Source organism: Alysiella sp., from assembly GCF_030525755.1.
GTDB lineage: Bacteria > Pseudomonadota > Gammaproteobacteria > Burkholderiales > Neisseriaceae > Simonsiella.
The window spans coordinates 544-3923 of the sequence record NZ_JAUNEC010000074.1 but is presented as its reverse complement, the minus strand read 5'-3'; the positions used below and the strand labels follow the sequence as shown (position 1 = coordinate 3923).

Below are 3380 nucleotides of genomic sequence, written 5' to 3'. Positions count from 1 at the left end.
TGGACAGAATCGCCACGCACATTTTGGCGTGTGAGGGCGATTCCAAATGGGTGTTCTTTGACGGTAACTATCAGGAATATGAAGCGGACAAAAAACGCCGTTTGGGTGAAGAGGGCGCAAAACCGAAACGCATTAAATATAAACCTGTAACACGTTGATTTTGTGGTATTCAGGCAGCCTGAAAATGCGAAAATGGCGTTTCGGGCTGCCTGAAAATTGTCTCCAACAAAAAAGGAAATCAAGATGAACAGTTTATTTGATTGGCAGCAATGGGGCGAGGAAGTCGCTCAAATCATCAGCACCAGCGCGCACATTGTGGGTTTTTTGGGCATGATGTGTGTGGTGTTGGCGTTTTGGCTGGTGGTCAGCGAAAAATGGAAACCGACTTCTTTGTCATACAATTTGCTCAATGGCGGTGGGGCGATTTTGCTGATTTTGAGCTTGTGTGTGCATTTCAATTTGGGTTCGTTTGTGATTGAAGTGTTTTGGATTGCGATTGCGGGCATGGGCATTATCAAAAATCTGAAAGCCAAAAAATCGCAAAAGCAATAATATTCAGGCTGCCTGAAAAAAGGTAAAATGCACGCCAATTTTCCCTTTTTTTCGTTTTCAGGCAGCCTGAAAACCCCACAGCAAGGGTAGGGTGCAACTTGTTTCACTCTACAAAGTATTTTAACGAACTCTAATTTGAAACGACCACCAATCAAATAGAAAGGAAAACAAAATGCTGAAATTGTATTATCTTTCAGGCAGCTGTGCCCTTGTGCCACACACCGCTTTGTATTGGGCAAACGCCGAATTTAAAGCCACAGCCATGACACGCGACAGCATCAAATCGCCCGAATACTTGGCGATTAACCCCAACGGCAATGTGCCACTTTTGACTGATGGTGATTGGAGTTTGTCACAAAACGTGGCGATTGTGGAATACATCAACGCCTTGTATCCACAAGCCAAAATCTTCGGCTCGGGCAACGCACAAAGCCAAGCCAAAGCCCGTCAATGGCTGTCGTTTGCCAACAGCGACATTCACGGTAAATTCAGCTTGGTATTCGGTGCAGCCCGTTTACTTCCCAATGCCGATGAAACCACACAAAATACTGTCAAACAAGCAGGCATTCAAGCCGTTTTGGATTTGTATGTCAGAGCAGACAAAACATTGAGTAATCAAGATTATTTGACTGGCAATGAAATCACAATTGCCGATGTATATGTGTACGTTACCCAACGCTGGGCGCATGGTTTAGACATTGATTTAAACCATTTGCCCAATTTAAACGCCCATTTTGAGCGCGTTGCCCAAAACAATGGTGTTCAAGCGGCGTTAAAGGCGCAAGGGGTATTGTAAAATATGGATTTTCAGGCAGTTTGATGATAATTAGGCTGCCTGAAACATAAAAACAAAGATAATTATGCCACTTATATTATTATTCATCATTCCAATTCTTTCGGTTTTGTTCTAGGGGCTATTGACAGCGAAGCGGTGTCGTTTCGCGGTTGTTTTTGTGCTCAATTTGCTCCATTATGCGTTAAAAATACGCGCCAATGGCTTGTATTTTAGCTTCGCAAGTCTGCTACGCCACCCGCCTTGAATTGAACTCATTTATCTGTAAAATCAACTTTGCACCCCAATTGTCAATGGTCTCTAATTAAAGACAGCTCATTTTTCAGAAATTTTTTTCAAACAAGCTTGAATTAAATAATTTGCATAATGTTGTTTGAGATTAACTTAATCAATCTCATTCTATGGTTTAGAAACAAACAATCTAACGCAGCAAATTGCTTTTATGTATGATTTTATTTTTCAGGTAGCCTGAAACAAAATTTAGCGTAACCGAAAAAGCCCTATCTAATAATTTCCCCAATTTAATCAACATAATGCAAACACGCCGCGATTTTCTGAAACTTTCCGCCCTGTTCACCGCCACAGCCGCCATGCCCTTGTTGCAAGCCTGCCAACAACGCGCTGCCGCCCAAGCCAATGCACCGCTCACCATTGGCTATTTGCCGATTTTGGACGCTGCGCCGCTTTTGGTGGCACACGGTAAAGGCTTGTTTCGAAAAAACAATATTGAAACCGTCAAGCCGATTTTGTTCCGCAGTTGGGCAAGTTTGGTGGAAGCCTTTTTGAGTGGGCAAGTGAATGTGATACACGTTTTGTCGCCCATGAGCGTGTGGATGCGCTATGGCAGCCGTGCGCCTGTTCGTGCGCTGATGTGGAACCACACTTGCGGCTCGGCTTTGACCGTGCGCCCAGACATAAATCAAATCGCTGATTTACAAGGACAAACCATTGCCATACCCTTTTGGTACAGCATACACAATGTGGTGGTGCAACAGCTTTTGCGACAAGCTGGCTTGAAAATTGTGGAGAAAAACCCGAAAGCGGGCGAAGTGCGCCTGACCGTGATGCCGCCTTCCGACATGGTGGCGGCTTTGGCGGCGAAACAGATTGCGGGTTTCATCGTTGCCGAGCCGTTTAACGCGCTGGCGGAAGCCAAAGGCGTGGGCAAGATTTTGCGTTTTTCGGGCGACATTTGGCGCGAACACGCTTGCTGCCTGACGATGATGCACGACAATGACATCAACACGCGCCCCGATTGGGTGCAAGGCGTGATTGACGCGCTGGTTCAGGCAGCCGAGTTCGCCAAACATCATCGCGTGGAAACGGCAGAATTGCTGGCAAAACAAGGCATCAACAAATACACGCCACACGATGTGGCGGTGTTGCGAAACGTGTTGCAGCCTGAACCCGTGCAATGGGCAAAATACGAACGCAACGGTGCAATCCGCCATGCCGATTGGCAGCAAAAACGCATTGATTTTCAACCTTTTCCATTTCAATCGTACAGCGAATTGCTGATTAAATTGCTCAAAGAAACGCATTTGGCTGGCGTGAACACCTTTTTACAAGACGTGCAGCCTGAAATCGCGTCCAAAGAATTGTTTGACACGCGCTTTGTGGAAAAAGCTTTGCAACAGCATGATTTGATGAAACAATTTGGTTTGAGCAGTTTGCAACGCAGCGAGCAGTTTGAGATTTGATTTCAGGCTGCCTGAAACAAGGAAAATATCATGTTGAAAATCTGCTAACAGTAAATAATTTATATTTTATATCAATGCTTTATGGGTAATAATTGGCTTTCCAAGCAAACCAACTGGAAGAAAAAAAGGTAGCCGTCATTTTATTGCCATTTAATCTGACCATGCGGATAAGTTTGTTTATTTGGGTTTTCAGGCTGCATGAACATTGTGTATGGTTAGAGATTGAAACGCCATTTATGGTAGTTATAAGCGTATTTTAGAAAAAATTGATTAATTTGTAATTTAGCGAAAAATCTGTTCTAATGTGCGCCTTATTTTTAATACATTTCATCATT

The 3380-nt window shown here is 44.1% G+C and carries 3 protein-coding genes; all 3 read left to right on the top strand.

Annotated elements, in window-relative coordinates:
- The first annotated feature begins 243 nt into the window (after nt 1–243).
- A complete protein-coding gene (locus Q4B82_RS09325; protein ID WP_303066188.1) occupies nt 244–552 on the top strand; it encodes a permease in 309 nt (102 codons plus the stop codon).
- 172 nt (nt 553–724) lie between these two features.
- Nucleotides 725–1348, top strand: a complete 624-nt coding sequence (locus Q4B82_RS09320) for a glutathione S-transferase family protein (RefSeq protein ID WP_303066187.1) — start codon at nt 725–727, stop codon at nt 1346–1348.
- A gap of 530 nt (nt 1349–1878) precedes the next feature.
- On the top strand, nt 1879–3045 hold the full coding sequence (locus tag Q4B82_RS09315; protein ID WP_303066186.1) for an ABC transporter substrate-binding protein: 1167 nt from the start codon (nt 1879–1881) through the stop codon (nt 3043–3045).
- The last annotated feature ends 335 nt before the right edge of the window (nt 3046–3380 follow it).

Coding starts and splice junctions, on each gene's coding strand:
- Q4B82_RS09320 (WP_303066187.1), top strand. CDS start 725: ATGCTGAAATTGTATTATCTTTCAGGCAGCTGTGCCCTTGTGCCACAC.
- Q4B82_RS09325 (WP_303066188.1), top strand. CDS start 244: ATGAACAGTTTATTTGATTGGCAGCAATGGGGCGAGGAAGTCGCTCAA.
- Q4B82_RS09315 (WP_303066186.1), top strand. CDS start 1,879: ATGCAAACACGCCGCGATTTTCTGAAACTTTCCGCCCTGTTCACCGCC.